Source organism: Promicromonospora thailandica, assembly GCF_024171955.1.
Lineage (GTDB): Bacteria > Actinomycetota > Actinomycetes > Actinomycetales > Cellulomonadaceae > Promicromonospora > Promicromonospora thailandica.
Genome location: NZ_JAMTCS010000007.1, coordinates 44,435 through 70,173, shown reverse-complemented (window position 1 = coordinate 70,173; position 25,739 = coordinate 44,435). Strand labels below are relative to the sequence as shown.

Genomic DNA, 25,739 nt, shown 5'->3' with positions numbered 1-25,739 from the left:
TCGCCAGAGCGTGAAAATTGGTTCCACAACTTGAATTGCTCTGCAACTTCACATCCGGAGCGGGATGTGCGAGAGTTTCCCCACGGCGTCGCCCGGTGGCATTGTTCGTCACCTCAATCTGCCGATCGACGCCGGCCAACTTGCACCGTCGGCCCGCGCCCCTACGGGCGCGGGCCGACGGCATCCCGACGACGACAGCACCACGGCACCAACCCCCAGCAGCCAGTACCGGAGGTCGAGCACGTGAGGCACCCCGCCCGCCCTGAGGCGACACCGATGCCCGCCTGGGCACGCACGAGGTCGCTCTCGCCGGACCGGACCGGAGGTGGGGTGCGGGGAGCGATGGCCGGGCTCGGCCGCCGGGAGTTCCTCACGATGGCGGCGGCCGGCACGGCTGCCGCGGCGATCAGCGTCACGATCGCCGCGCTCGACCCGGCCACGGCGCTCGGGGCGACGGCGATGACGGGCAACGCGTCGCCGCGGCCGTCGTCGGACCTGAACCTCAAGCGCGAGCTGCGCGCCATGTGGATCGCCTCGGTCGCCAACATCGACTGGCCGTCGGCCAGCGGCCTGGACGCGGAGGCGCAGAAGGCCGAGTTCGTGCGGCACCTGGAGGTGGCGCGCGAGAACGGGCTCAACGCCGTCTTCGTCCAGGTGCGTCCGACCGCCGACGCGTTCTGGGACAGCCCGTACGAGCCGTGGTCGCAGTACCTGACCGGCACGCAGGGGCAGGATCCCGGCTACGACCCGCTGGCCTTCATGGTCGCCGAGGCGCACGCGCGCAACATCGAGCTGCACGCGTGGTTCAACCCGTACCGCGTCTCGATGCAGCCCGACCCAGCCCTGCTCGTGGCCGACCACCCGGCGCGACAGCACCCCGACTGGGTGTGGGCGTACGGTGGCCGCCTCTACTTCGACCCGGGCATCCCCGAGGCACGGGAGCACATCCAGCGGGCGATCCTGCACGCGGTCGAGAGCTACGACATCGACGGTGTGCACTTCGACGACTACTTCTACCCGTACCCCGTGCCGGGCGAGACGGTCCCCGACACCGCGACCTACGAGCGGTACGGGGCGGGGTTCGACGCGATCGAGGACTGGCGCCGCGACAACGTGGACCGCTTCGTCGAGACGATGAGCTCCCGCATCAAGGCGGTCAAGCCCTGGGTCAAGTTCGGGATCAGCCCGTTCGGCATCTGGCGCAACTCCTCGACGGACCCCCTGGGCTCGGACACCGCCGGCTCCCAGTCGTACGACGACCAGTACGCCGACACCCGCAAGTGGGTGCTGGAGGGCTGGCTCGACTACGTCAACCCGCAGATCTACTGGCAGATCGGCCTCGCCGTGGCCGACTACGCGGCGCTCGTGCCGTGGTGGGCCGAGGTCGCGGCGCAGTCGGGCACCCAGCTCTACGTGGGGGAGGCCCTCTACAAGATGACGAGCGGGGTCTTCACCGACCCCGAGGAGCTCACGAACCACGTGGACCTGTGCCGGGAGGTCAGCCGCGACGTCGGCCCCGTGCACGGCAACGTCTACTACTCGGCGGTGCACGTGCCCGCCGACCCGCAGGGCGGCATGTCGCGGGTCGTCGCGGACCACTACCGGCACCCCGCCCTGATCCCGCCTATGCCGCACCTGCCGGCCGATCCCGTCGCCGCCCCGGTGCTCGCGAACGCCCGGCGGGTCGACGACGGGGTCCGGCTGCACGTCACCGACATCGGGTCCCGGATCGCGCGGGCGACGTCGTTCGCGGTCTACCGCGTGCGGGGCGCCGTCGACGCCGTGGACATCGACGACCCGGCGAACCTCGTCGGCACGTTCCGCTCGGCGAGCGGGCGCGTCCACTCGTGGCTGGACACGACGGCGGCGCCAGGCGTGCGGTACACCTACGTGGTCACCGCGCTGGACCGGGTGTGGAACGAGTCCGGTCCGAGCCGCCCGCGCGTCGCCCGGTAACCGTCAGCGCACGACCTCAGCGCTCGACCGGCAGGCCCGCGCCCGCCCAGGCGACGATGCCGCCGTCGATGTTGGTCGCCTCGAGACCGACCGCCTCGTTGAGCCACTGCGTAGCCCGCGCGGAGCGTCCGCCGGAGTGGCACAGGACCAGGACCGGGGACTCCGCGTCGAGCTCACCGAACCGGGCGGGCAGGTCGCCCAGCGGGATGTGCACGGCCCCGGGTGCGTGGCCGGCGTCCCACTCGTCCTGCTCGCGGACGTCGAGCAGGGTCGTCCCGTCCGGGACGGGCGAGGCGGGGTCGAGCTCGCTGGGGTGGACCGTGGGGACCTCGGGCTGCATCGGCGGGAACATACGGTCAGCCTACGACGGCGCCGCGCGTGGCGGAGGTGAGACCGGCGACGTCCGTGGCCGGTACCTGGCAGTATCGACCGCATGGATGCGCGCGCCGGAACTCCTGCCCAGCCCAGTGACCTGATCGACGTCGACCGGGTGGTCGGCGCCTACTACGACCTCGTGCCCGACCCGGACGACCCGGGGCAGCAGGTCGTCTTCGGCACCTCGGGCCATCGTGGTTCGAGCCTCGACCACGCCTTCAACGAGGCGCACATCGTGGCGATCACCGCGGCGATCGTGGAGTACCGGCGCGGCCAGGGCACCGACGGCCCCCTGTTCATCGGACGCGACACGCACGCCCTCTCCCAGCCGGCCTGGCAGACGGCGCTGGAGGTGCTGGCCGCCGCCGAGGTCGACGTCATGGTCGACGCGCGCGACTCCTGGACGCCGACTCCCGCCGTCAGCCAGTCGATCCTGCTGCACAACCAGACGCGGTTCGCGGAGGGGACGCCGGGCCTCGCCGCGCCCGGGTCGGGCCTGGCGGACGGGATCGTCGTGACGCCGTCGCACAACCCGCCGCGCGACGGCGGCTTCAAGTACAACCCGCCGCACGGCGGGCCCGCCGACTCCGACGCGACGGGCTGGATCGCGGACCGCGCGAACGAGATCCTGCGCACCGGGGTCGGCCAGGTGAGGCGGGTGTCGCTGGACGACGCGCTCGCGTCGGACCGGACCCACCGGCACGACTACCTCTCGACCTACGTGGACGACCTGGCGAACGTGCTCGACCTCGAGGCGATCCGGACGTCCGGTGTGCGGATCGGCGCCGACCCCCTGGGCGGGGCGTCCGTCGAGTACTGGGGCGCGATCGCCGAGCGGTACGACCTCGACCTGACCGTCGTGAACCCTCAGGTCGACCCGCGCTGGGCGTTCATGACGCTCGACTGGGACGGCAAGATCCGCATGGACTGCAGCTCGCCCTACGCCATGGCCTCGCTGGTCGAGAAGATGACGGGACCAGACGGCGGCGCGCCGTTCGACGTCGCGACCGGCAACGATGCCGACTCCGACCGGCACGGCATCGTCACGGCCGACGGTCTGATGAACCCGAACCACTTCCTCGCGGTGGCCGTCGAGTACCTGTTCGGCGGGGCGCGCCCCAGCTGGCCGACGGGGGCGGCGATCGGCAAGACGCTCGTGTCGTCCGCCCTGATCGACCGCGTGGCCGCGGGCCTGGACCGGCGCCTGGTCGAGGTGCCGGTCGGGTTCAAGTGGTTCGTGCCGGGCCTGCTCTCGGGCGAGGTCGGGTTCGGCGGCGAGGAGTCGGCGGGGGCCTCGTTCCTGCGCAAGGACGGCCGCGTCTGGTCCACCGACAAGGACGGGATCCTGCTCGCGCTGCTCGCCTCGGAGATCCTGGCGACCACGGGACGGTCGCCGTCCGAGCACCACACGGCGCAGGTCGAGCGCCACGGGCAGAGCTGGTACGCCCGCGTCGACGCCGCCGCCACCCGTGAGCAGAAGGCGCGCCTGGCCGCGCTGTCGCCGTCCGACGTCACGTCCACCACGCTCGCGGGTCAGGACATCACGGCCACGCTCACCGAGGCGCCGGGCAACGGCGCCGCGATCGGCGGTCTCAAGGTCAGCACCGCGGACGCGTGGTTCGCCGCGCGCCCGAGCGGCACGGAGGACGTCTACAAGATCTACGCGGAGTCGTTCGTCTCCGCGGACCACCTCGCCGAGGTGCAGGACGCGGCGCGGACCCTGGTCGACGAGGCGCTGGCCTGAGCCCCACCGGCTGAGCCGGTGGGGCCGGCTCAGTCCGCTGTCGTGACCAGGAGGTTGACGAGCTGGCTCAGGACGGCGGTGCCGGGCACGGCATCGCCGTCCTCCTCCTGGACCTGGCTCGCCGTGACCGCGACCCGCGCCGAGGACTCGTAGGCGCCGAGCAGCAGGTCGACCGCGGTGCGCTGGTCGATGGTGAAGCGCAGGCCGAAGTCGTCGAGGATCCCCTCGATCGCTGACCCGAGCTCGGTGCGGATCATCTGCTCCTGCGCGAGGAACGGGCGCCCGACCTCGGGGTCCCGCATCGCGAGCAGCTCGAGCTCGGCGCGCATCAGCGTCCACTGCCGGGCGTCCCCGGCGTCCGGGGTCATCACCGACAGGATCGTGCTGATCGCGTCCGGATTGACGGCGCCGCAGCGCACGACCTCGGGCTCGAGGTTCTTCGTGATGGACTCCAGCGCGACGAGCTGCCGGCGCATCGCCCGCTCGGCGAGGGCGAGGAAGAGCTCCTCCTTGCTGCTGAAGTTCGAGTAGAAGGCCCCGCGCGTGAACCCGGCGGCCTCGCACACGGCCTCGATGGACGCGCCGCGGATGCCGTGCTGTGCGAAGACCGTGTATGCGGCGTCGAGCAGGCGCTCGCGCGTCCGTTCGCGCCGGGGGGTCAGGGCCGTGGCGAACGCGCGCTCGACGGACGACCCCGAGCCGACGTCACTGGCGGGTCCGGTGGTCACAGCAGCTCCTCAGGTATCGGGGTGACCAGTCTACCAATACACCCGTGTATCCGATGCACTCGTGCATCGGATACAGTGGTGCATCGAAAGCCTTCCCCTCGGTCCCCGCCTCGTCCCAGGAGTGTGCGTGTCCTCCGTCCTCTACTCGCTCGGCCGCTGGGCCGTACACGCCCGGAGGCTCGTCGTAGCCCTCTGGGTCGTGGCGCTCGTCCTCGTGGGCGGCGCGGCCGGCCTGCTGCAGCAAGGCCTCGACAACCAGGTGTCCATCCCCGGCACGGAGTCACAGGCGGCCCTCGACCGCCTCGCGGCGACGTTCCCGCAGGTCAGCGGCGCCTCCGCGCAGGTGATCGTCGTCGCACCCGAGGGCGGGACGATCAACGACGGTGCCATGCGCTCCGCGATCGAGGACGGCGTCGAGAACCTCGGCGACGTCTCCCAGGTCGAGGTCGTCACGTCGCCGTTCGACGACCAGATGCCGGCCTCGGTGTCCGACGACGAGCGTGCGACGCTCCTCACGATCCAGCTCGACGGCGACCAGGGCTCCATCACGGACGAGACCAAGGACGCGCTGGGCGTCGAGGCGGACGCGCTCGCGCAGGCCCTGCCCGACGGCGCCGAGGCGCACCTGGGCGGCCAGCTCTTCTCCTCGAAGTTCCCCGAGATGACCCTGACGGAGGGCATCGGCCTGCTGGTCGCGCTCGTGGTGCTCGTGCTGACGCTCGGGTCGCTCGTCGCCGCCGGCCTGCCGCTGCTCAACGCGCTGCTGGGCGTCGGGGCGTCGATGGGCCTGCTGTTCGCGGCCACGGTCCTCGGGCCCATCAACTCGACCACACCGATGTTGGCGGTGATGCTCGGTCTCGCCGTCGGCATCGACTACGCCCTGTTCATCGTGTCGCGGCACCGGGAGCAGCTCGGGACCGGGCTGCCGGTGCAGGAGTCGATCGCCCGGGCGACCGCCACGGCCGGCTCGGCCGTCGTGTTCGCGGGTCTCACCGTGATGATCGCGCTGGTCGGGCTCGGCGTGGCCGGCATCCCCTTCCTGACGATCATGGGTGTCGCGGCCGCGGTGACGGTCGGCATCACGGTGCTCGTGTCGCTGACCCTGCTGCCCGCCCTCCTCGGGTTCGCGGGCGAGCGACTGCGGCCCCGGCCGTCCCGTAGGGCGCGGCGTGCCGCGGCACGGGAGGCCGCGGCCGAGGCGGCCGAGTCCGACGCCGAGGTGGACACCGAGGTGACCCGGCGCCGCGCCCAGGCCGTGCCCGCGGCCGCGGAGGCCCGGCCGAACCGGTTCTTCAGCGGCTGGGTGCGTGCCGTGACCAAGATCCCGGCGCTGACGGTCGTGCTGGTGATCGCGGCGATGGGTGCGCTCAGCTACCCCGCGCTGGACCTGCGGCTGGCCCTGCCGGACGCGGGCGTCATGGAGGAGGACGACCCGGCCCGCGTCACGTACGACCTCGTCTCGGAGCACTTCGGCGACGGCTTCAACGGCCCGCTGATCGTCACCGGCTCGATCGTGACCAGCACGGACCCCCTGGCCCTCATGGACCAGATCGCCGGCGAGATCGAGGACCTGCCGGGCGTGGCCGACGTGCCGCTCGCGACCCCGAACATGACGGCCGACACCGGCATCATCCAGGTGGTTCCCGAGGGGGGGCCGACGTCGGCCGAGACGGAGGACCTGGTCCGCGAGATCCGCGGCCTGCACGACCGCTTCCTCGACGAGTACGGCGTGGACCTGGCCGTCACCGGCTTCACGGCCGTCGGCATCGACGTGTCGGACAAGCTCGGCGACGCGCTGCTGCCGTTCGCCCTCGTCGTGGTCGGCCTGTCGCTGATCCTGCTGACCATGGTGTTCCGCTCGATCGCCGTGCCGATCAAGGCGACGGTCGGCTACCTGTTCTCCGTGGGCGCGGCGTTCGGCGTGGTCTCGCTCGTGTTCGAGCACGGCGTCTTCGCCGAGGCGCTCAACGTGACGCGCACCGGACCGGTCATCAGCTTCATGCCGATCGTCCTCATGGGCATCCTGTTCGGCCTGGCCATGGACTACGAGGTGTTCCTCGTCTCCCGCATGCGCGAGGACTACGTGCACGGCGGCAGCGCGCGGCACGCGGTCACGACCGGGTTCCAGGGCTCGGCCAAGGTCGTCACGGCCGCGGCGGTCATCATGATCGCGGTCTTCGTCGCGTTCGTGCCGCACGGCGACATGAACCTCAAGCCGATCGCGCTCGGCCTCGCGGTGGGCGTGGCCGTGGACGCCTTCGTGGTGCGCATGGTCTTCGTGCCCGCGGTGCTGGCGCTGCTCGGTGAGAAGGCCTGGTACATGCCCCGGTGGCTCGACCATGCGCTGCCGTCGTTCGACGTCGAGGGGGAGGGCCTGGCGCGCGAGCTGTCGCTCGCCGACTGGCCCGAGCCGGGCGCGGACGACGCCGTGGCGGCCCAGGACCTGGAGGTGGGCGGCCGCTCTGGCCGGGTCGTCGGCCCCGTCAGCGTGCGGGTGCCCGACGGCGGCGCGCTGCTGGTCCGCGGCGACGCCACCGCCCCCGTGAGCGCGTTCCTGCTGGCCGTGTCCGGCCGGCTCGCCCTCACCGGCGGCGTGGCCAAGACGGCCGGGCTGGTGCTGCCCGAACGGGCGTCCTCGGTGCGGCGCCGGGCGGCGGTCGTCGACTCCGCCGCTGAGGGCGGGCACCCCGCCGAGGCGGTCCGCCGCGCGCTGCGCGACAAGCCCGCGGTGCTCGTCGTGGACGGTACCGAGACGGTCGGCGACCTCGCGGCACGCGCGGAGCTGGCCCAGGCGCTCGCGGGGGCGCAGCGCGACGGCGTCGCGGTGCTGCTCGGCTCGACGGGCGTCGCGGCCACCGACCTCGCACCGGCAGGCACCCCGATGCTGGACGTCAGTCCCGGTGCCGATACCCCGACAGAACGTGACCAGGAGTCCGCCGTGACGGAGCAGGAGGTGCGGGCATGAGCACCGCGACGAGATGGCTGCGGCCCGAGCCCTTCCGCAACCCCTGGCGGGCGGTGGCCGTGGCGCTCCTCCCGCTGATGATCCTGGGGCTGCTGATCTCTGCCCTGTGGAACCCGCAGGAGCGCCTCGACACGGTCAAGGCGGCGATCGTGAACCTCGACGAGCCCGTCGAGGTGGACGGTCAGACGGTGCCGCTCGGGCGGCAGCTCGCCGCGGGACTGGTGAGCGGAGGCGAGACGGCGGACGTCGAGGCCGGCGAGGCCGCGGCGGTGCCCGCCTCCGACGCCAGCTACGACTGGGAGATCACCGACGAGCAGGGCGCGGCCGACGGCCTGGCCGACGGCACGTACGCCGCCGTCGTGACCATCCCGGAGGACTTCTCCGCCGCGGCGACCTCCTTCGGCAGCGACGACCCGTCCGACGCTCGCCAGGCGACCATCGACGTCGCGACGCCGACCAACGGCCGCGTGCTCGACGACGCCCTCGCGCAGGTGGTGGCCCAGACCGCCACCGGCGTGCTCGGCAGCACCCTCACCGAGACGTACGTGGACAACGTGCTCGTCGGGTTCTCCACGCTGTCGGAGGAGCTCGGCAAAGCCGCGGACGGCGCCGGGCAGCTCGCCGACGGCGCGACCGAGGCGGGCGAGGGCGCGCAGCAGCTCGCCGACGGAGCCCGCCAGACCTCCGAGGGCGTCGCCGGCCTGGGCGACGGCGTGTCCGGCCTGGCCGGCGGCGCCGGCCAGTGGGCCACGGGCGCGAACCAGTGGGCGGCGGGCGCCGACCAGGCTGCGGCGGGCGTGAGCCAGCTGGCCACGGGCGCCGGGCAGTCCGCGGACGGCGCCGCAGAGCTCACCGCCGGCGCCAACGAGCTGGCGGCGGGTGCTGGCCTGACCGCCGAAGGGGCGAAGCGGCTGGCCGGCGGCCTGTCGGCGACGGCGGCGAAGCTGCAGGGCACCGCGGACCAGCCAGGACCGGCGGACGCCGCAGCACAGCTCGCGGTGGGCGCGGACGACGTGTCGGACGGCGTCGCCGGACTGGTCGACGGGATCGCGGAGGCGTGCGACAACCCGCTCGCGGCTCCGTTCTACGCGGACTTCTGCGCAAAGCTTCCCCAGCTCGAAGGGCTCAAGGCGGGTGCTGCCCAGGTTGCCGGCGGTGTGAGTGGTCTCGCAGGCACACCTGGCAAGGAGCCGACCGGTCTCTACGAGCTCCAGGCAGGCATCAGCGGCCTCGCGCAGGGTGCGAACGAGCTCGCAGGCGGGACCGAGCAGGTCGCGGGCGGGGCGTCGGCCCTTGCCGACGGCGCACACCAGCTCTCGGGTGGGCTCGCCGAGCTGGCTTCCGGCGCCGACCAGGCCGCTGGCGGCGTGGGTGCGCTCGCCTCCGGCGCCCGCGAGCTCTCCGGCGGCGCGGGCGGCATCGCCTCGGGGGCCACGCAGCTCGCCGACGGGGTGGGCCAGCTCGAGACGGGCACCAGCCAGCTCGCGACCGGCGTCGGCGGTCTCGCGGACGGTGTCGGCGAGCTGGCCGGCGGCGCGCAGGACCTCTCCGACGGCCTGGACCAGGCCACCGAGGAGATCCCTTCGTACACCGAGAACGAGCGCAGGTCGCTCGCGTCCGTCGTGGCCGACCCGGTGGCCACGGACGGTGAGGTCACCGACCTCGACACGGGGGCGACCGGCCCGATGTTCGCGGTCCTGGCGCTCTGGCTGGGTGCTCTGGCGCTCATGGTCGTGTTCACGCCGGTGCCGCTGCACGCTCGCGGTTCGACGCGCGGCGCCCTGCGGCTCGCCCTGGAGACCCTGGCCGTCCCGGCGGTCGTCGGCCTGGTCACCGGCCTGGCGACAGGAGCGGTGCTCGCGGGCATCGAGAGCCTCGACGTCGGCGGCTGGATCGCGACGATGGGCTTCGGCGCGCTCGTCTCGGTCGCCTTCGTCGCGGCCAACCAGGCGCTCGCGGCCGCGCTCGGTCACGTGGGACGCGGCGTGAGCCTGCTCGTCGCGGTCCTGGTCATCGCGACCGGCGTCGTGTCGACGGTTCCCGCCGTCCTGGAGGGGCTCACGGCGTTCCTGCCGGTCGGCCCCGCGACCGTCGGGCTCGGCCGGCTCGTGGAGCCGGGCACGGGCGGGGTCGGGATGGTGATCGCGTCGGTGGTGCTGTGGACCGCGGCGTCCCTGGCGGTGACGACCCTGATGGTCGCCCGCCGCCGCACGGTGCGTATCGGCGACCTCCGCACCGCCTGACCGGCCGTACCGAGTGCGGGATCCTCGCCCCTGACGACCGTCAGGAAGGGCGGGGATCCCGCACTCAGTCGCCGGCGGGGCGCAGCCGGCGTGAGACGTCCGGCCAGGCGACGTGGACCGCTTCCGAGCGGACCAGGGCCTTGGACAGGAGGGCGTCACGCAGCACGATCCCGTCCGGCGACAGCTCGCTGATCGCCAGCTCGGGACCCTCGCCGTCGACCTGCCAGTGCTGCGCGAGCTCACGCAGACCCCGGTCCAGCACGAGCTCCTCGGCCGCGTGGTAGTCGCCCGCAGCGCCGACGGCGTGACCGAGCCGGTTGCGCGGGATCACGTCGGAGTAGTCGGCGGTCAGGGGTTCGAGATAGCCGACGGTCTCGCCGTCCTCGCGGGTGACGGCCAGCCAGGTGTCGACGGGAGCGGTCTCGGGCGTGGTCATGACCCCGACCCTAGGCGAGCGGGTCAGTCCAGATAGTCCTTGACCAGCTGCTCCGCCAGGCCCGTGTACGTGGCCGGGGTGAGGTCGGTCAGGCGCGCCGTGACGTCGTCGGGCAGACCGAGCCCGGCCACGAACTCGCGCATGCGCGCACCGTCCACGCGCTGGCCGCGGGTCAGGTCCTTGAGACGCTCGTACGGGTTCTCCATGCCGGGCACGCCCGCGACCGAGGCCGCGCGCATCGCGGACTGGACGGGCTCGCCCAGCACCTCCCAGTTGGCGTCGAGGTCCTCACGCAGCAGCGTCTCGTTCACGGCGAGCCGGTCCAGACCGCGCGACACGTTGTCGATGGCCAGGAGGCTGTGCCCGAACGCAGGCCCGATGTTGCGCTGGGTCGTGGAGTCGGTGAGGTCGCGCTGCAGACGGCTCGTCACCAGCGTCGCCGAGAGGGTGTCCAGCAGGGAGCACGAGATCTCGAGGTTGGCCTCGGCGTTCTCGAACCGGATCGGGTTCACCTTGTGCGGCATCGTGGACGAGCCGGTGGCCCCGGCGACCGGGATCTGCGTGAAGAACCCCAGCGAGATGTAGGTCCACACGTCCGTCGCGAGGTTGTGCAGAATCCGGTTGAACCGCGCGACGTCGGCGTACACCTCGGCCTGCCAGTCGTGTGACTCGATCTGGGTGGTCAGCGGGTTCCAGTCCAGGCCGAGACCCTCGACGAACGCCTTGGACACCGCGGGCCAGTCGGCCCCGGGCACGGCGACGGTGTGCGCGCCGTAGGTGCCGGTCGCGCCGTTCAGCTTGCCCAGGAACTCGGCGCCCTCGACGCGGCGGAGCTGCCGCCGCAGGCGGTGCGCCAGGACGGCCAGCTCCTTGCCCAGGGTGGACGGCGTGGCGGGCTGGCCGTGCGTCCGCGACAGCAGGGGAGCGGCGGCGTGCTCGCGCGCCATGCCCGCGAGCTGGTCGACGACGGCGGTCGCCGCCGGCAGCCACACCTGCCGGACCGCGCCCCGGACCATCAGCGCGTACGACAGGTTGTTGATGTCCTCGCTGGTGCACGCGAAGTGCACCAGCTCGCTCGCTGCCGGCAGGCTGGTCTCGCCGAGCACCTCGGGCGCCGCGGCGATCCGGCGCTTGATGAAGTACTCGACCGCCTTGACGTCGTGCACCGTCTCGCGCTCGATCTCGGCCAGCTCGGCGATCTCGTCCGCGCCGAACGTCGCCGGGATCGCGCGCAGGTAGTCGATCTCCTGCGACGTCAGCGTGGGCGCCCCGGGCACCACCGGCGCCGCGGAGCCGGGAGTGCCGTTGCACAGCGTGATCAGCCACTCCACCTCGACGTGGAGGCGCTCGCGGTTCAGCGCGGCCTCGCTCAGGTGGTCCACGAGCGGGGCGACAGCCTTGCGGTACCGGCCGTCCAGCGGGCCGAGCGCGATGGCCGGGCTCACCTCCGCGAGGGTGACGCGGGCGGGCTGGGCGGTCTGCGGCGAGGTGTCGTTCACGGCGCCCATTCTCCCATGCGACCTAGCCGACGCCGGGCGGCGGTGTCCGGCGCACGTGCCACGCGTCGAGGTCCGGGGCCACCCACCCGCCGGCGTCCCGCCCCACCGGGAGCACCGCGGGCACCGTGACGCCATCCATCTGCAGCGTGCCCTCGATGCGTGGCGCCGCGGAGCCGTCCGGTCCCGCGCCGGCCTCCCAGCGCACCGTGATGCCCTGGTCGGCGAGGGCGGCCTCGTCGATCACGGCGAGCACGAGGGGTTCGGACGCGTCGCCGTAGACCTCGCGCAGCACCGCCGGCAGACCCTCCGCGGTGGTGGCATGGAGGTACCCGGTGTCATCGAACAGCGTGCTGCGCGTCGCGACGTCGTACTCCCCGAAGCGCTCGCAGGCCTCCCAGTCGTCGCTGAAGGCCACGTGCAGCAGTCGTTCCCCGGCCATCGGTCCTCCTCCGATCAATGAAACGACAACGTATCATTACGAGTGTGGAGCACGAGAGCAGAGAGACCGACGCCACAGGCGGACGGCGGCGTGGTCCGGGTCGCCCGCGCCGCGAGGACGTCGATGCCCGGCGGGAGGAGATCCTGGCGGCCGCTGTGCGCCTGTTCGCCGAGCGCGGGTTCACCGGCACGACGATCGAGGCGGTGGCGCTGGCGGTGGGGGCGACCAAGCGCACCGTCTACCGGCACTTCACCGACAAGACCGGCCTCTTCTTCGCCGCCGTGGAGCGACTGCACGTCCACGAGCGGCCGGTGGTCCACGACGGCGCGGACCTGGAGGAGCTCGCCACGCGGATGGTGCACATCCTGCACGGGGACGACGCCGTCACGCTCCACCGCCTGGTCGTCGCCGAGTCTCGCCAGCTGCCGCGGCTCGCGGCGACGTTCTACGAACGCGGACCGGCCCGCTCGATCGAGGTGCTCGCCGCAAGCCTCGGCCCCGACCACGGATCGGCAGAGCCGCTCTACACGCTGCTGCTCGGCGAGGCGCACCGACGGCGCCTGCTCGGGCTCACGCCCGCACCGACGCGGGACGAGGCGCGGGCTCACGCCCGCCACGCCCTGCGGCTCGTGCTCGGGCCCAGGGTCTGAGGGACTTCGGCGCGCGGCCCGACGGTCCCTCCCGACGCCGTGCCGCGGCACGTGGCTCGACCACATCCCGCCTCGTCCACCCCTTGTGCACAGGCTCCCTCGGAGACGGAGGCCACCGTCCGGCCCGGCGCCTACTGTCGTGCGGGACGAGGACGGGACGGCAGACGACGTCAGGGGGATGCCGGTGGACGGAACGACACGACCGGACGGAACGACACGACCGGGTGGAACGACACGACCGGGTGGAACGACACGGTGAGCGAGGGCGCACCGGGCCACGACACGGTCTCGGCGCTGGCGGAGGCAGGCCGGATGACCGAGCTGGCCATCGACGGTCTGCGGGCCGCCCGCGAGGTGGAGTGGGCGGCCCGCGCCGCGGACCTCTTCCGCGGCGGGATCGACGAGGTGCTCCACGGGCTCGTCGGGGACCGGCTGCTCCTGGACGACGCCACGCGGCGGGCGGCCGCCGTCCAGGCGGCGACAGCGGCCGGCCGGCCGTGGTGAGCTCGCCGAGCGGTCCGCTCGCTCCCGCCGACACCGTCACCGTGTACGGCGGTTCCGGCACCTCGGCCGTCGAGTCGGACTCGGTACGCCGCGCGGCCGCGCGGCTGCACGGCGCCGCCGCAGACCTGCGGACCGCGGTCACCTGCTGCGCGGTGGCCACGGGGGACGTGCTCCGCCCCGGTGCGGGGACCCGTGTGACCGGTGCGGAGCCCGTTGCGCTCGCCGCGCAGACGCTCGCGCTGGACGCGGCGGTCCGGGAGGCGGCGCGGAGCATCATGGTCCGCGCCGAGCTGTGCGAGCTGCTCGCCTGGCGCCTGCTGCGGGCCGCGGGGCTGTACGAGGAGGCCGAGTCGACCGCGGAACGCCTGCTGGGCGCGCTGGTCACGGCGGGCGCCTTCGGCGCCGGTGCCGCGCTCGGCACGCTGGGCGGACCGGGCGTGGCAGGGCTGGCCGCGCTGGGCGGAGCAGGGCTCGCCGGCCTGCGTGGCGGCGACGTGCTCACGGGCGGCGCGTCCACGACGGTCGTCGGCTGGGCGGGCGTCGCCGCAGCACGCGCCGGGGCCCCGTACACGGACGAGGCGTTCGCGGGCGCGGGCGCGGGCGTCGCGCTCTCGCAGCCCGCCCTGGCCCAGGGCCGGCCCGGCGTCGCGGGCGGCGCGGGCGTGCTGGCGCACCTCTCCCGGGAGGCACCACTGATCGGGAAGACCGCGGGCGGCGTCGACGTGGTCCGGCTGGGCGCGGGCGACTTCGCGAGCGGGACGTTCCCCGGCTGGGCCACCACCCGGGCGGCGTCGGTCCAGGAGGCGCTCGCCCGCGTCGACGACCTCTACCCGGGCACGGGCGGGGCACCCGACGCGACGATCGCGGTCCAGCGTGCCGCAGGGGCCGACGGCGCCGTGTCGTGGACGGTGCTGGTCCCCGGCACCCAGTCGGCGCTGCCGGCCGACCACCCCTGGGACGGGCGGACCGACCTGGAGCTCATGGCCGGACAGCCCGACGGCGCGACGGCCGCGATCGAGCAGGCGCTCGCGGACTCCGGTGTCGGGGCGGACGAGCCCGTCACGTTCGTCGGGCACAGCCTGGGCGGTCTGGCGGCCGCGGCGCTGGTGTCCCGCCCGGGGTTCACGGACCGCTACCGCGTCGGTGGCCTGGTCACCGCAGGTGCACCGACCGGTCTGCTGACGCCGCCGCCGGGCGTCCCGGTGCTGCACCTCGAGACCCCGGAGGAGCTGGTCTCGAACACCGACGGCCGGTCCGGCGCGGAGAACCCGCGCACCCCGGACCGGGTCACCGTGGTCCGGTCGCTGCGGGACTCGACGGGCCCGGCCGACCGGGCGGCGTCGGGCAGCGTGCCCGCGGCGCACGCGGTCGCCACGCACGTCCGCACCCTGGACCTGGCCCTCGGGACGGGTGACCCGCGCGTGGCCGGGGTGACCGAGCGGATCGTCCCAGGAGCAGGAGCAGGAGCAGGAGCAGGAGCAGGAGCAGGAGCAGGAGCAGGAGCAGGAGCAGCGGGCACCACCGTGACCACGTCGTACTACCGCGTCGAACGGACGGTTCGATGACCGCCGCTCGACGCGGCCGGCTCAGTCCGTGACCCGGTTGGGCAGCACGGCCAGCAGGATCGTCTGCACCACCGAGATCACGAGCGCGGCCAGCACGTACCACCAGAACCCGCCGTTGACCTCCAGCCCCCAGTTGGGCTGGTCCGAGAACCACGACTGGTTGGTGATGAGCGTCGTGATCCACAGCATGAGCGTGTTCACCAGCAGCGACACCAGGCCGAGCGTCAGGATGTAGAGGGGCAGCGAGATGAGCTGGACGATCGGCTTCACGATCATGTGGACCAGGCCGTAGACCACGGCCACCACCACGAGGGCGAGGATCGTGCCGAGCGTGGTGCCGTCGCTCACCACGTCCATGTGCGAGCCGAGGATCAGGGCGGACAGCCCGATCGCGAGTGCGGTGATGAGAATGCGCGCCACGAGCTTCATCCGGCCATCGTGGCATGCTGACCTCCGTGGAAGAAGCATCCGTACCGCTCCGCGCCGCCGTGTCGGCCCTGCCCGCCTACGTGCCCGGTGCCCGCGTCGCCGCCGGGTCCCGGGCCTGGAAGCTCTCGTCGAACGAGAACCCGTACCCGCCGCTGCCCTCCGTGCTGGACGCGATCGCCCGCGGCGCGACGGAGGTGAACCGGTACCCGGACATGTACGCCGGCGAGCTCGTCGAGGCGCTCGCGGCACACACGGGCGTGGCACCGGAGAACGTCGTGGTCGGCAACGGCTCGGTCGCGGTGCTCGCCCACGTGCTGCAGGCGGTCGTCGAGCACGGCGACGAGGTCGTGTTCCCCTGGCGGTCGTTCGAGGCGTACCCCATCGCGGTGGCCGTCGCGGGCGGTCGGGCCGTCATGGTCCCGGTGCAGGAGGGCACGGGCCGGCTGGACCTGCCCGCCATGGCGGCCGCCGTCACGCCCGCCACGCGGGTGGTGCTGGTCTGCACGCCCAACAACCCGACGGGCCCCGCGGTGCACTCCGACGAGCTGGAGACGTTCCTGGCCGCGGTGCCCCGGAACGTGCTCGTCGTCGTCGACGAGGCCTACCTCGAGTTCGTCCGTGATCCCCAGGTGCCCGACGGCGTGGACCTGCTGCGCCGGCACCCCAACGTCGTGCTGCTGCGCACGCTGTCCAAGGCGTACGGCCTGGCGGGTCTGCGGGTCGGCTACGCCGTCGCCGCGCCTGGCCTCGCCGCGGGCATCCGGGCGGTGTCGACGCCCTTCGGCGTCTCGCACCTGGCCCAGGTCGCGGCGCTCGCGTCGCTCGCGCCCGAGGCGCAGGGTGAGCTGATGCAGCGCGTCGACGCCCTCGTCGCGGAGCGCACCCGGGTCACGGACGCCCTGCGCGACCAGGGGTGGGACCTGCCCGAGACGCAGGCGAACTTCGTCTGGTTCGGGCTGGGTGAGCGGACCGTCGAACGCGCGGGCCAGGCCCGCGAGTCCGGCGTGCTCGTGCGCCCGTTCGCGGGCGATGGCCTCCGCGTCACGATCGGCGAGCCCGAGGCCAACGACGCGTTCCTGTCGATCGCGTCCACCTGGCTCTGAGGGAGGCCCGCACCACGGGCCGCGGCGACGCCGTCAGCCGGTGAGGGCCTCCACCACCCCGTCGCGCGCGGTCCAGGCCGGTGCCGCGCCGACGAGGGAGTCGAGCTGCTCCAGGCGACGGGCCGACGCGGCGTCGGCGGGCAGCAGCACGACGATGCGCTCGCCGCGACCCCGGTCGAGCCAGAGGCTCTGGAGGATGACGTCGACCCGCCCCACCCGGGGCGAGCGGTAGCGGCGCAGCTGTCCCGGACGGTCGCCCCGCACCTCGTGCTCGGCCCAGTAGCGCACGAACTCGGGCGACTGCTCCCGCAGGCTGTCGAGCAGCCCGCCCCACCGCGGGTTGCCGCGGAACTCGGCCTCCCGGGCGCGGAGCCGCCCGGCGAGGTCGCGCAGCACCACCTCGGGCTCCACGAGGCCGGCGCGCCACGTGTCGTCGGTGAACAGGAGCCACGCACAGTTCCGGTCGGCCGGGTCGACGGCGTCGAGGTCACCGAAGAGATAGCGGTAGCTGCGGTTGGTCGCGACGAGGTCGTACGCGGCGGTCTGGATCGCCGCGGGGTACGGGAGCATCCGCTCCAGGAGCATCACGTGCTCCGGCAGCACCCGCATGAGCGGGTCGGGTGCGCCCGACCCCGTGTCGGCAGCGCGGCCCGCGAGGATCATCAGGTACCGCCGCTCCTCGTGGCACAGCCGCAGAGCGCGCGCGACCGCGCCGAGCACCTGGTCGGACGGGTTGGCCGCACGCCCCTGCTCGAGCCACGTGTACCAGGTGACGCCGACCCCGGCGAGCTGCGCCACCTCCTCGCGACGGAGCCCCGGGGTACGCCTCCGGCCGACCTCCGGCAGCCCGACGTCGGCAGGATCGACCCGGCCCCGGCGCTCGCGGAGGAAGGCGCCGAGCGCCTTCGGGTCGGGCGCGGTCGTGGTCACCGAACCAGTGTCACCCCCGGGCCACCGGTTAACCAGGTGGTGGCAGTACCGGTATGAACACGCATCTGGTACCGGGATGCGGGGCGGGCCACCGTGGAACCATGACGACATCCCCCTCGCTGACCGCCGCGGCGGCGCCGGCCCAGGACGTGCGCGTCCCGGCGCGTGCGCTGACCACGGCGGGCCTGGCCGTGCTGCTGCTCGGCTTCCTCCCGGTCAACTTCACGTTCGGAGCCGTGAACCTCCTGGTCCCGGCCATCGCCGCGGACCTGGGCACGAGCACGGCGTCCGGCGGGCTCGTGCTGTCCGCCTACACGACGACGTTCGCGGCCGGCCTGGTCGTCTCCGGCCGGCTCGGCGACCGGTACGGCCGGCGCCGGCTCCTCGCGACGGGGCTCACGTCCTTCGCCGTGCTCGCGGTGCTCACCGCCCTGGCCCAGGGCCTGACCGACCTCGTCGTGCTGCGTGCGGCACTCGGCCTGGCGGCAGGGCTGTTCACGCCGCAGGTGCTCTCCACCATCCAGGTCACGGCGCCGGAGAACCTGCGCACCAGGGGGATCATCCTGTTCACCGCGGCCGGGGCCGTCGCCACCATCGGCGGCCAGGTCGTGGCGGGCGCGGTCGCCGTCCTGCTGCCCGGGCACCTCGGCTGGCGTGCCGTCCAGCTCGTCACCGCCGCGATCGCGGTCGGCGCGGTGGCCGGGCTGCGCAAGGTTCCCGAGTCCCGGTCGGAGGCCCCGCTCGCGCTCGACCTGCCGGGAGCGGTGCTGCTGGGCGGCGGCCTGGTGGCGCTCGTCGTGCCGCTGACGACCGGCCCGGGCGCGGGCTGGCCGGTCTGGTCGCTGGTGCTCCTGGCCGTCTCGGCCGTGTTCCTCACCGTGTTCGTGGTGGCCCAGCTGCGGGCCGAGCGCCGCGGGCTGCTGCCCGTCGTGCCGCCGAGCGTGCTGCGCGTCCCGGCCGTCCGGCTCGGCCTGCTGATGACGATGCTCTTCTTCGTCACCTACGGCGCCTTCCTCTACGAGATCTCGGAGTACTCGCAGACCGTGTGGGGTGCCGACGTCTGGGACGCCGCGGTGCACCTGCTCGGGTTCGGGTTCGGTTTCCTCGTCACGGCGCTGCTGCTGCCCCGGATCCTGCGCCGGGTCGGGCCGCGGGTCATGGCGTACGCCGCCCTGGGGCAGGCCGGCACGCTGCTCGGGATCGCCCTGGTCGTGGGGCTCGACGACGGCGGGTCCGCACCCGTGGCGCTGCAGCCGCTCCTGGTCGTGCTCGGCGCGGCCCAGGCGATGATGTACGGGCCCGTGCTGCAGACGGTGCTCTCGCGCACGCCGACGTGGGCCGCGGGCACCGCGGGCGGACTGTTCACCACGCTGCAGCAGCTCGGTCTGGGCCTGGGCGTGGCGCTCCTCGGCGGGCTCTTCCACGCGGTGGCGAGCGCGGCGGACGGCACGGCCTCGGCGGAGGCCACGGGGTCCGACGCCGGTCTCGCCGTCGGCCTGGTGGTGGCGCTGGCCGTGCAGGCGGGGTGCGCCGTCGTCTTCGCGGTGCTGGCCGTGCACGCCACGAAGCGACCGTGACCTGCCCCCGCCCGGGTATCGCCGGGCGGGCGGCGAGACGCAGGAGCCCTGTCGGGCGCCGCACCGAGACTGCGTCGCGGCAGTTGGCGGAAGTCCACAAACGCCTCCCCGAGAGATTGGGCGACATCGCGGCAGACCGACCTACGGAGCCGTAGCCTACGCTTGCGTAGGCTACGAGAGCGTAGGTTGCGGATCGGCCATATTTCCGGCTGGACCCGTGCCAGGATGGAAAGGTCCCCGGAACGGGCCGGGCGTCTCCGCAACTGCGGGCGCTCGCGTCCGCAGTCGAAGGAGGAAGTGTGACTACGACCAACGGCTCCAACGAGGCGATCCCGACGTTGCAGCTACTCGACCCCGAAGGTCGCCGCGTCACCACGCGCGGCACCAAGGGGTACCGCGACCGCGCAGCGGACCTGACCCCGGAGAACCTCCGTGGCATGTACCGCGACATGGTCCTGACCCGCCGATTCGACGAAGAGGCGACGTCGCTCCAGCGGCAGGGCGAGCTCGCCCTGTACGCACCCTCTCGTGGCCAGGAGGCCGCGCAGGTCGGCAGCGCCTACGCACTGCGGCCGCAGGACTTCGTGTTCCCGTCCTACCGGGAGCACGGCGTGCTGCAGGTCCGTGGCGTGGACACCGTCGACCGGCTGCGGTTCTTCCGCGGGTCCGACCACGGTGGCTGGGACCCGAACGAGCACAACGCGCACGTCTACACGGTGGTCATCGGTGCGCACGCGCTGCACGCCACCGGCTACGCCATGGGCGTCCAGCGCGACGGCACCCCGCTCGACAAGCACGACGGCACGGCCGTGATCACCTACTTCGGCGACGGCGCCACCTCGCAGGGCGACGTCAACGAGGCCATGGTGTACGCCACGGTGAACCAGGCGCCCGTCGTGTTCTTCCTGCAGAACAACCAGTGGGCCATCTCCGAGCCGACCAGCCGCCAGACCCGCACCCCGCTCTACCGGCGCGGCGAGGCGTTCGGCATGCCGAGCCTGCGGGTCGACGGCAACGACGTGCTCGCCGTCTACGCGGCGACGCAGGAGGCCCTCGAGCGGGCCCGCCTGGGCCAGGGCCCCAGCTTCATCGAGGCGTTCACGTACCGCATGGGCGCCCACACGACGTCGGACGACCCGACGCGGTACCGCACCACCGACCAGGAGGAGGTGTGGCGGCGTCGCGACCCGATCGACCGCCTCGCCGCGCTCCTGCGGGCCGAGGGCGAGCTCGACGACGAGTTCGTGGCCCAGGTCCAGGCGTCCGCCGACGAGCTCGGCGTGGGGCTCCGTTCCGGCGTCCGCGCCCTCGACGGCGGAGCACCCGTCTCGACGTTCGACGACGTCTACGCCACTCCGCACGGCATCGTCGCCTCGGAGCGGGCCTGGTACGAGGCATACGAGGCCGGCGACCCGCCGGCCGAGCAGTACGCGATCGCGGAGACGGCCCAGGGAGGCGCACGATGACAACCATGGCGGAACGCACGCAGACCACGTCCGGCGCCCGCGCCGAGGGCACGAAGACCCTGACGCTCGGCAAGGCCGTCAACGAGGGCCTGCGCGCCGCGATGCGGCGCGACGACAAGGTGCTGCTCATGGGCGAGGACATCGGCCCGCTGGGCGGCGTCTTCCGGGTCACCGACGGCCTGCAGGCGGAGTTCGGCGAGGAGCGCGTGGTGGACACGCCGCTGGCGGAGTCCGGCATCGTCGGCACCGCCATCGGCCTCGCCATGCGCGGCTACCGGCCGGTCTGCGAGATCCAGTTCGACGGGTTCGTCTTCCCGGCGTTCAACCAGATCACCACGCAGCTCGCCAAGATCCACAACCGCACGCGCGGCGCGATCGACATGCCCGTGGTCATCCGCATCCCCTACGGCGGTGGCATCGGCGCCGTCGAGCACCACAGCGAGAGCCCGGAGGCGCTGTTCGCGCACACCGCCGGTCTGCGCGTGGTCTCCCCGAGCAGCCCGCAGGACGCGTACACGATGATCCAGGAGGCCATCGCCTCGCCGGATCCCGTCGTGTTCTTCGAGCCCAAGGGCCGCTACTGGGCCAAGGGCGAGGTGGATCTCGACGTGCCGGTCGGGTCGGCGACCCTCAACGCCGCCCAGGTGGTCCGGACCGGCACCGACGTGACCCTGGTGGCCTACGGGCCGTCGGTCGAGACGGCGCTCAAGACCGCCGCCGCGCTCGCGGAGGAGGGGCGCTCGGCCGAGGTCGTCGACCTGCGCGCGATCTCGCCGCTCGACACCGGAGCCGTCGTGGCCAGCGTGCGCAAGACGGGGCGGTGCGTCGTGATCCACGAGGCGCCCGTGTTCTTCGGGGCGGGCGCGGAGATCGCGGCCCGCGTCACGGAGGAGTGCTTCTACGCGCTGGAGTCGCCGGTGCTCCGGGTGGGTGGATTCCACACGCCGTACCCCGTGGCCAAGCACGAGCACGAGTACCTGCCGAGCGTGGACCGTGTGCTCGACGCCGTCGACCGTGCCTTCGCGCACTGAGCAAGGAGCCAGCAGCCAGTGAGCTCGAACAACCAGAGGTTCCCGCTCCCCGACGTCGGTGAGGGTCTCACCGAGGCGGAGATCGTCGAGTGGCGGGTCGCCGTGGGCGACACCGTCGAGGTGAACCAGACGATCGTCGAGATCGAGACGGCGAAGTCGCTCGTCGACCTGCCGTCGCCCTGGGCCGGGACCGTCTCCGCCCTGCTCGTCGAGCCGGGCACCACCGTGGACGTCGGCACCGCGATCATCGAGATCGCGGTGTCCGGCGGCGGTGCGCCCGCGGGGCCGTCGTCGAACGGTGCCGCGACGTCGGCCCCGGCCGAGGGCGCCCAGGACGAGGGGTCCGGGTCGGTGCTGGTGGGGTACGGGACCGCCGAGGCGAAGGCCAGCGGCCGCCGCCGCCGGTTCCAGTCGACGGCGGCGCCGGCACCGGCCGCCGCGGTCGCCGTCGCGCCGGCACCGGCTCCCGCACCGGCACCCGTCCCTGCGCCAGCGGCACCGCCCGCGCCCAGGCCGGCCACCCCGCCGTCCGACAACGGGACCACCACGGCCGCGCGCGCCCGCGTGCTCGCCAAGCCGCCGGTCCGCAAGCTCGCCAAGGACCTGGGGGTGGACCTGGCGGGGGTGCACGCGTCGGGTCCGGGGGGCATCGTCACGCGCGAGGACGTGGTCGCCCACGCCGAGCGCTCCTCGGTGCGGACCCTGACGCACTACCCGGACGACGAGCCGTGGCTCGCCTCCGGCGTGGTGTCCCCGGACGGGCGGCAGACGCGCGTCCCGGTGCGGTCGGTGCGCAAGCGCACGGCCGAGGCGATGGTCGCGAGCGCCTTCACGGCACCGCACGTGACCGTGCTGCACACCGTGGACGTCACCAGGACGATGAAGCTCGTGGCCGCCCTCAAGGAGGACCGCGACTTCGCCGAGGTCAAGGTGACGCCGCTGCTGGTGGCCGCGAAGGCGGTGCTGCTGGCCGTCAAGCGGCACCCGCAGATCAACGCATCCTGGGACGACGCGGCCCAGGAGATCGTTTACAAGCACTACGTGAACCTGGGCATCGCCGCGGCGACGCCCCGGGGTCTCGTGGTGCCGAACATCAAGGACGCCCACACGCTCGACCTGCTCGGCATCGCGAAGGCGCTGGCCGGGCTGACCGCGACGGCGCGGGCCGGGCGTACCTCGGTGACCGACATGTCCGACGGCACCATCACCATCACCAACCTCGGCGTCTTCGGTATCGACACCGGTACGCCGATCCTGAACCCGGGGGAGTCGGGGATACTGGCTTTCGGTGCGATCCGGCAGCAGCCCTGGGTGCACAAGGGCAAGGTGAAGCCGCGCTGGGTGACGACGCTCAGCTTCAGCTTCGACCACCGGCTGGCCGACGGCGAGCTCGGTGCCCGGTTCCTGTCCGACGTCGCGCGCGTCCTGGAGGACCCGGCCCGCGGCCTCGTCTGGGGCTGACCCCGAACGCGTCAGACCCTCAGGTCACCCTGGTGACCTGAGGGTCTGACGTGTCACGGCGGCTGGGCTCGGCCGCCGTGCCCCGGGCAGGTTCCGGTGTCGGACGGCGCGAAGCCGTCCGGACCGCGTGGCCTCACGCCACGCGCATGCCGCCGATCGACCGCGGCCGGCCGCGGCGGCGCTTGCGGCTCCGCACGGTGCCGTCGACGACGATCTCGCCGCCCCAGACACCCCACGGCTCGCGGCGGGCCAGCGCACCCGCGAGGCACTGGGCCTTCAGCGGGCAGTCGCCGCACGCACGCTTCGCCGCCTCGAGGTCAGCCGGATGCTCCGCGAACCAGAGCTCAGGCTGGTCCGAGCACGGCACGGAGTCGTCGGTCTCGGTGATGATGTTCGCGAGGTCCACACTGGTCACAACGCAGAAGAGGGCTAAAGGGTTGGGTTTGGTGCATAATCCAGCCGAACTTTTCCTGGACTTCGTCGGAATGTCCGGTTCGCCCTGGCTCACGGCGTGGTCAACCGGACACCCGGGGACGGTCAGAGCAGGGGCCCGGCACGCCTAGGCTGGACCGCGTGACCCCGACCGACGCCCGGAACAGGACCGGTAGACCAGCACGGACCGCCGCAGCGAGCGGCCCGGCGAGCCCGTCGTGGCTCGTCGCCGCGCTGCCTGCCGCCGTCCTCGTCGCGTTCGCGGCCCTGGTCGCGGCCGGCGCCTTCTCCGGGGCCTTCACCGCGTTCGCCAGCTTCACCGACCCGGGCGCCGTCGTGCGCTGGGGCGCTCCCGTGGCGACGGTGGTCACCGAGCTGTCGGTCGCCGTCACCGTGGGCGCGCTCGCGCTGGCCGCGTTCGTGCTGCCGCAGGGCCCGCTGGTCGACCGGGCGCTCGGGGTCGCGGGTGTGGCCGCGGGTCTGTGGACGCTCGCCGCGCTGGTCCAGCTCGTCCTGCGCTTCTCGTGGTCCACGTACCTGCCCCTGGACGCGGAGGGGTTCGGGCCCACGCTCATGGAGTACGTCTCGACCATCACGGTCGGGCGCACGTACCTGGGCATCGTCGTCGTCGCCGCGGTGACGGCTGCCCTCGCCCTGCTCGTGCGCGGACCCGTGGGCGCCCTGACCACGCTGGCGCTGCCCCTCGTCGCGCTCGGCATGCAGTCCTCGACCGGGCACGCCGCGGGGGCGGCCAGCCACGACCTCGCCGTCTCGGCCCTGTTCCTGCACCTCGGCGGCGCGGCCCTCTGGATCGGTGGCCTGGCGGTCATCGCCCTGATCGGCGTGCGGCACGCGGCGACGCCGGACGTCATCAGCCGCTACTCCGGGATCGCCCTCTGGTGCTTCCTCGCCGTTGCGGTCTCCGGGCTGGTCAGCGCCTGGGTCCGGATCGGATCGCTCGACAAGCTGAACACCGACTACGGGGTCCTGCTCATCGTGAAGGTCGCGCTCCTGGTGGTGCTGGGCGGGCTGGGCTGGCTGCACCGGACCACCGTCGTCGCCCGGCTGGCGTCCCCCACGACCACCCGCAACGCGGCGATCGGCCTGTTCTGGCGGCTCGCGGCCGTCGAGGTCGGGGTGATGGGTGCCGTGTCCGGCGTCGCGGTGGCCCTCGGCTCGACCGCCCCGCCCGTGTCCGAGGAGGTCGCCGACAGCACCCCCGCCGAGATCGTCACGGGTCACCCCCTGCCGCCCGAGCCCACGCTCGCGCGCTGGTTCACCGAGTTCCAGTGGGACGTCATCCTCGCGTTCGCGTGCGCCGCCGCACTCGTCGTGTACGTGGGCTGGACGGTGCGCCTGCGGCGACGCGGCGACGCGTGGCCCGTGGGGCGCACCATCGCGTGGTGCCTGGGCATCGTGGTCCTGTTCTGGGCCACGAACGGCGGTGCCGCCACCTACGGGCACGTGCTGTTCAGCGCCCACATGGTGCAGCACATGGTCCTGGCGATGGTGGTGCCCCTCTTCCTCGTGCTCGCCGCACCCGTGACGCTGCTGGTCCGAGCGGTCCCGGCCCGCAAGGACGGCTCGCGGGGACCCCGGGAGTGGGTGCTCACGCTCGTGCACTCGGCCTGGGGCCGGTTCATGGCGCACCCCGTGGTCGCGGCCGTCCTGTTCGCGGGCGGGATGATCGTCTTCTACTTCACGCCCCTGTTCGAGCTCGCCCTGGACACCTACGCCGGCCACCTGTGGATGGTCGCCCACTTCACGCTCGTCGGGTACCTCTTCGCGAACGCGCTCATCGGCGTCGACCCCGGCCCCTCGCGGCCCGGGTACCCGCTGCGCCTCGTGCTCCTGTTCGCCACCATGGCGTTCCACGCGTTCTTCGGCGTGGCGCTCACGTCCGGCACCGCGCTGCTCGTCCCCGAGTGGTTCGGCCTCCTCGGCCGGCCGTGGGGACCCAGCGCCATCGAGGACCAGCAGAAGGGCGGCGCCGTGGCCTGGGGCATCGGTGAACTGCCGACCCTGCTCCTCGCCGTCGGCGTCGCGATCTCGTGGACCCGGTCCGACGCGCGCGAGGCCCGGCGCACCGACCGCAAGGCGGAACGCGACGGCGACGCCGAGCTCGAGGCGTACAACGCCATGCTGGCCGAGAAGGCGGAGCAGACCCGGCGCACCGAGGGGTAGCACGGTAATTCACGACCACCCG

The 25,739-nt window shown here is 73.3% G+C and carries 21 protein-coding genes; 13 read left to right on the top strand and 8 right to left on the bottom strand.

The features are described 5' to 3' along the window. The first annotated feature begins 276 nt into the window (after window positions 1-276). Window positions 277-1,956, top strand: coding sequence for a glycoside hydrolase family 10-like protein (locus tag APR03_RS12270; protein WP_253836028.1), 1,680 nt, complete (start codon window positions 277-279; stop codon window positions 1,954-1,956). 16 nt (window positions 1,957-1,972) lie between these two features. Here APR03_RS12270 and APR03_RS12265 read toward each other — a convergent pair whose 3' ends face one another. Next, the gene (locus tag APR03_RS12265) at window positions 1,973-2,308 is read right to left on the bottom strand and encodes a rhodanese-like domain-containing protein (RefSeq protein WP_253836026.1); all 336 of its coding nucleotides are present in this window, start codon (window positions 2,306-2,308) and stop codon (window positions 1,973-1,975) included. Between the two features lie 81 nt (window positions 2,309-2,389). Between APR03_RS12265 and pgm the strand changes: the two genes are divergently transcribed. Then, window positions 2,390-4,075, top strand: a complete 1,686-nt coding sequence (pgm, locus tag APR03_RS12260; protein ID WP_253836024.1) for a phosphoglucomutase (alpha-D-glucose-1,6-bisphosphate-dependent) — start codon at window positions 2,390-2,392, stop codon at window positions 4,073-4,075. 29 nt (window positions 4,076-4,104) lie between these two features. Here pgm and APR03_RS12255 read toward each other — a convergent pair whose 3' ends face one another. Next, complete coding sequence (locus tag APR03_RS12255) at window positions 4,105-4,803, bottom strand: TetR/AcrR family transcriptional regulator (RefSeq protein WP_253836023.1); 699 nt, start codon at window positions 4,801-4,803, stop codon at window positions 4,105-4,107. 127 nt (window positions 4,804-4,930) lie between these two features. Between APR03_RS12255 and APR03_RS12250 the strand changes: the two genes are divergently transcribed. Both APR03_RS12250 and APR03_RS12245 read left to right on the top strand, forming a co-directional pair. Then, complete coding sequence (locus APR03_RS12250) at window positions 4,931-7,768, top strand: MMPL family transporter (RefSeq protein WP_253836022.1); 2,838 nt, start codon at window positions 4,931-4,933, stop codon at window positions 7,766-7,768. Then, window positions 7,765-10,011 carry a YhgE/Pip domain-containing protein gene (locus APR03_RS12245; protein WP_253836021.1) on the top strand — a complete coding sequence of 749 codons (2,247 nt, stop codon included), beginning with the start codon at window positions 7,765-7,767 and terminating at the stop codon, window positions 10,009-10,011. Before APR03_RS12250 ends, APR03_RS12245 begins: the two co-directional genes overlap by 4 nt. Window positions 10,012-10,075: 64 nt before the next feature. On the opposite strand, the gene APR03_RS12240 is transcribed toward APR03_RS12245, so the two are convergent. Genes APR03_RS12240 through APR03_RS12230 form a run of 3 tightly spaced genes read right to left on the bottom strand, consistent with a single transcriptional unit; the run spans window position 10,076 to window position 12,385 of the window. Beyond that, the gene (locus APR03_RS12240; RefSeq protein ID WP_253836020.1) at window positions 10,076-10,447 is read right to left on the bottom strand and encodes a hypothetical protein; all 372 of its coding nucleotides are present in this window, start codon (window positions 10,445-10,447) and stop codon (window positions 10,076-10,078) included. A gap of 23 nt (window positions 10,448-10,470) precedes the next feature. Further along, window positions 10,471-11,946, bottom strand: a complete 1,476-nt coding sequence (purB, locus tag APR03_RS12235) for an adenylosuccinate lyase (protein WP_253836019.1) — start codon at window positions 11,944-11,946, stop codon at window positions 10,471-10,473. Window positions 11,947-11,968: 22 nt separating this feature from the next. Beyond that, a complete protein-coding gene (locus tag APR03_RS12230) occupies window positions 11,969-12,385 on the bottom strand; it encodes a DUF952 domain-containing protein (RefSeq protein ID WP_253836018.1) in 417 nt (138 codons plus the stop codon). A 44-nt stretch (window positions 12,386-12,429) separates the two neighbouring features. On the opposite strand from APR03_RS12230, the gene APR03_RS12225 reads away from it, so the two are divergent. The 3 genes from APR03_RS12225 (at window position 12,430) to APR03_RS12215 (ending at window position 15,104) form a co-directional block, all read left to right on the top strand. Further along, complete coding sequence (locus tag APR03_RS12225) at window positions 12,430-13,035, top strand: TetR/AcrR family transcriptional regulator (RefSeq protein ID WP_253836016.1); 606 nt, start codon at window positions 12,430-12,432, stop codon at window positions 13,033-13,035. Between the two features lie 255 nt (window positions 13,036-13,290). Then, window positions 13,291-13,539, top strand: coding sequence for a hypothetical protein (locus APR03_RS12220; protein WP_253836014.1), 249 nt, complete (start codon window positions 13,291-13,293; stop codon window positions 13,537-13,539). Continuing rightward, a complete protein-coding gene (locus APR03_RS12215; protein WP_253836012.1) occupies window positions 13,536-15,104 on the top strand; it encodes an alpha/beta hydrolase family protein in 1,569 nt (522 codons plus the stop codon). The genes APR03_RS12220 and APR03_RS12215 overlap by 4 nt, the downstream gene beginning before the upstream one ends. Before the next feature lie 21 nt (window positions 15,105-15,125). Here APR03_RS12215 and APR03_RS12210 read toward each other — a convergent pair whose 3' ends face one another. Beyond that, window positions 15,126-15,533, bottom strand: a complete 408-nt coding sequence (locus APR03_RS12210) for a phage holin family protein (RefSeq protein WP_253836010.1) — start codon at window positions 15,531-15,533, stop codon at window positions 15,126-15,128. 14 nt (window positions 15,534-15,547) lie between these two features. Between APR03_RS12210 and hisC the strand changes: the two genes are divergently transcribed. Continuing rightward, entirely contained in the window at window positions 15,548-16,636 is a 1,089-nt protein-coding gene (hisC, locus tag APR03_RS12205) for a histidinol-phosphate transaminase (RefSeq protein WP_253836008.1), read from the top strand. A 33-nt stretch (window positions 16,637-16,669) separates the two neighbouring features. Here the strand turns inward: hisC and APR03_RS12200 are convergent, their stop codons facing one another. Beyond that, window positions 16,670-17,566, bottom strand: a complete 897-nt coding sequence (locus APR03_RS12200) for a helix-turn-helix transcriptional regulator (protein WP_253836006.1) — start codon at window positions 17,564-17,566, stop codon at window positions 16,670-16,672. Window positions 17,567-17,667: 101 nt separating this feature from the next. Here APR03_RS12200 and APR03_RS12195 point away from each other — a divergent pair, with 101 nt between their 5' ends. The 4 genes from APR03_RS12195 (at window position 17,668) to APR03_RS12180 (ending at window position 23,101) form a co-directional block, all read left to right on the top strand. After that, window positions 17,668-19,143 carry an MFS transporter gene (locus APR03_RS12195; protein WP_253836004.1) on the top strand — a complete coding sequence of 492 codons (1,476 nt, stop codon included), beginning with the start codon at window positions 17,668-17,670 and terminating at the stop codon, window positions 19,141-19,143. 299 nt (window positions 19,144-19,442) lie between these two features. Then, the gene (gene pdhA, locus APR03_RS12190; RefSeq protein ID WP_253836003.1) at window positions 19,443-20,609 is read left to right on the top strand and encodes a pyruvate dehydrogenase (acetyl-transferring) E1 component subunit alpha; all 1,167 of its coding nucleotides are present in this window, start codon (window positions 19,443-19,445) and stop codon (window positions 20,607-20,609) included. A gap of 5 nt (window positions 20,610-20,614) precedes the next feature. Continuing rightward, complete coding sequence (locus tag APR03_RS12185) at window positions 20,615-21,640, top strand: alpha-ketoacid dehydrogenase subunit beta (protein WP_275977470.1); 1,026 nt, start codon at window positions 20,615-20,617, stop codon at window positions 21,638-21,640. 18 nt (window positions 21,641-21,658) lie between these two features. Further along, window positions 21,659-23,101: a dihydrolipoamide acetyltransferase family protein gene (locus APR03_RS12180; RefSeq protein WP_253835999.1), complete on the top strand. Its 1,443-nt coding sequence runs from the start codon at window positions 21,659-21,661 to the stop codon at window positions 23,099-23,101. Window positions 23,102-23,234: 133 nt separating this feature from the next. On the opposite strand, the gene APR03_RS12175 is transcribed toward APR03_RS12180, so the two are convergent. Continuing rightward, window positions 23,235-23,507, bottom strand: a complete 273-nt coding sequence (locus APR03_RS12175) for a WhiB family transcriptional regulator (RefSeq protein WP_253836325.1) — start codon at window positions 23,505-23,507, stop codon at window positions 23,235-23,237. A gap of 167 nt (window positions 23,508-23,674) precedes the next feature. On the opposite strand from APR03_RS12175, the gene APR03_RS12170 reads away from it, so the two are divergent. Beyond that, window positions 23,675-25,717 (top strand): bifunctional copper resistance protein CopD/cytochrome c oxidase assembly protein, encoded by a 2,043-nt coding sequence (locus APR03_RS12170; RefSeq protein ID WP_253835997.1) that lies wholly within the window; start codon window positions 23,675-23,677, stop codon window positions 25,715-25,717. Window positions 25,718-25,739 lie beyond the last annotated feature (22 nt).

Excerpts from the sequence above, each read along its gene's own strand:
- APR03_RS12230 (WP_253836018.1), bottom strand. The coding sequence starts at position 12,385 with ATGGCCGGGGAACGACTGCTGCACGTGGCCTTCAGCGACGACTGGGAG.
- APR03_RS12185 (WP_275977470.1), top strand. The coding sequence starts at position 20,615 with ATGGCGGAACGCACGCAGACCACGTCCGGCGCCCGCGCCGAGGGCACG.
- APR03_RS12195 (WP_253836004.1), top strand. The coding sequence starts at position 17,668 with ATGACGACATCCCCCTCGCTGACCGCCGCGGCGGCGCCGGCCCAGGAC.
- hisC (WP_253836008.1), top strand. The coding sequence starts at position 15,548 with ATGCTGACCTCCGTGGAAGAAGCATCCGTACCGCTCCGCGCCGCCGTG.
- APR03_RS12245 (WP_253836021.1), top strand. The coding sequence starts at position 7,765 with ATGAGCACCGCGACGAGATGGCTGCGGCCCGAGCCCTTCCGCAACCCC.
- APR03_RS12210 (WP_253836010.1), bottom strand. The coding sequence starts at position 15,533 with ATGAAGCTCGTGGCGCGCATTCTCATCACCGCACTCGCGATCGGGCTG.
- APR03_RS12270 (WP_253836028.1), top strand. The coding sequence starts at position 277 with ATGCCCGCCTGGGCACGCACGAGGTCGCTCTCGCCGGACCGGACCGGA.
- APR03_RS12240 (WP_253836020.1), bottom strand. The coding sequence starts at position 10,447 with ATGACCACGCCCGAGACCGCTCCCGTCGACACCTGGCTGGCCGTCACC.
- APR03_RS12265 (WP_253836026.1), bottom strand. The coding sequence starts at position 2,308 with ATGTTCCCGCCGATGCAGCCCGAGGTCCCCACGGTCCACCCCAGCGAG.
- pgm (WP_253836024.1), top strand. The coding sequence starts at position 2,390 with ATGGATGCGCGCGCCGGAACTCCTGCCCAGCCCAGTGACCTGATCGAC.